Raw genomic sequence first — 1864 nt, forward strand, 5'->3', positions numbered from 1 at the left:
TGGTGTTGATCGGTGTGCTGTTGGCGTTTGTGTTCTCGGTGATTTTGTTGCCAGCGCTGGGGATGTTGTTGCCGCATCGTATCGAGCCGGGCAAGCAGCGGGATTTCGCGCCGTTGATGGGCGCCCTGGCCAGGCACCTGAGTCGTCACTTCAAGCCCTGGTTGCTGGGTATGTCGGTGGTCGTGGTGGTGCTTACTGCCGCCATCGGATTGAACCGCATCAATGATGTGTTCAACGAATATTTCGACGAGACGTTTGAGGTTCGTCGGGTTAACGATTTTGCCATGAACAACCTGACGGGCATGCATCGTATCGACTATGCGGTGCATTCCGGCGAATCCGGTGGTGCCATGGAGCCTGCCTATCTGCAGCATATTGATGATTTGACCGTGTGGCTGGAGCAGCAGGATGAGGTGGTATACGCCACGGCCTACACGGATGTAATCAAGCGATTAAACCGAGACATGCACGGCGGCGATCCTGACTGGTACCGCATTCCCGACTCCCGTGAACTGATATCCCAATACACCTTGTTATATGAGCTGTCGCTACCCCAGGGGCTGGGGCTGGAGGACCAGCTGGATATCGACAAGGAGCAGGCAAGGGTCATCGTGATGCTGGAGAATATCGGCTCGCACCCGGTGCTGGAATTCAATGATCGGGTGGAAGCCTGGATGCAGGATAACTGGCCGCAAGCCATGCAGACCAAGGGCACCGGCATGGACATCCTGTTTGGCCGGGTCACCATGCGCAATATTCAGAGCATGCTCAGCGGCGCGCTGATTGCGTTGGTCAGCGTGTCGGTGCTGCTGGTTATTGCGTTGCGTTCCGTGAGGTACGGCATCCTGTCGCTATTGCCCAACCTGTTGCCGGCGGCCATGGCCTTCGGGCTGTGGGGGTTGGTGAATGGGGAGATCGGGCTGGCGGTATCCGTGGTGGCGTGCATGACGCTGGGGATCGTGGTGGATGACACTGTGCATTTCCTGAGTAAATACGTGCGTGCCAAACGTGAATTGGGCCTCAAAACCGAACAAGCGGTGGAGTATGCATTCCGTACTGTCGGCGTAGCACTGGTGGCCACATCCGTGGTGCTGGTGGCGAACTTTGCCGTCATCGGCACCAGTCATTTTTACCCCAATTCCAGCATGGGGCAGTTGTCTGCGATCACCATTGCCATGGCCCTGATTGTGGATTTCTTCTTTTTCGTGCCATTACTGGTTGCGCTGGACCGCCGCAAGCGGACCAGAGGCAGCGTGCAATAGGCTCTAGCCAGTCTGATGAGGCGGTGTTAACGTAGCGCGAAACCGGGTAAATCCAGTTTCTGCGGAACAAAATACAGTGCCATACAAGAAAGATCGAAAGGTTCTTAAACGCGTAGATTACGGGGCCGCCAAGAACTCCTTGATGGGAGTCCTGGCGGCCCTTCTGGTTTATGCACTTGTCTTTGCCTGGGGCCAGGTCTACCAGAGCTTCGAACTGGAAGCGCTGATAGGCGGTGGTGCCGTCCTGTTGGTCACCGCTTACCGGCTGTGGCTGGTGGCGCGTTTCGATGCGCTGTATGGGGCCGGACCGGCCCGCTGGCGGCGTCTGTTCGGGTTGGGCCTGGCGTTGCACGCCTTGTTATGGGGCTTGTTGCCTGCCTGGTTGATCTGGCGGCTGGGCACCGGCTTCAATTTTTTCGTGGTCATTCTTTATAACGTGGGTGTGACCACGGCCCTGGGTAGCTCCTGGATGGCCGGGTTGCGGGTTCGCCAAGCCTATATTGTGCTGATGTTCCTGCCGACGTTGGCGGTTTTATTGTTCACCGGCACCTTGCATGACTGGGTGCTGGCGACACTGATTGGTGTTTACGCGTTCTATCTAT

The 1864-nt window shown here is 56.9% G+C and carries 1 protein-coding gene and 1 pseudogene; both read left to right on the forward strand.

The window, feature by feature from the left end:
* The coding region (locus tag A3730_RS06135) for an RND family transporter (RefSeq protein WP_156500969.1) at window positions 1-1262 on the forward strand (1262 nt) is incomplete at its 5' end.
* Window positions 1263-1404: 142 nt separating this feature from the next.
* Window positions 1405-1864: pseudogene (locus A3730_RS06140) on the forward strand (hybrid sensor histidine kinase/response regulator); the annotation flags it as partial.

Source organism: Alcanivorax sp. HI0044, from assembly GCF_001634945.1.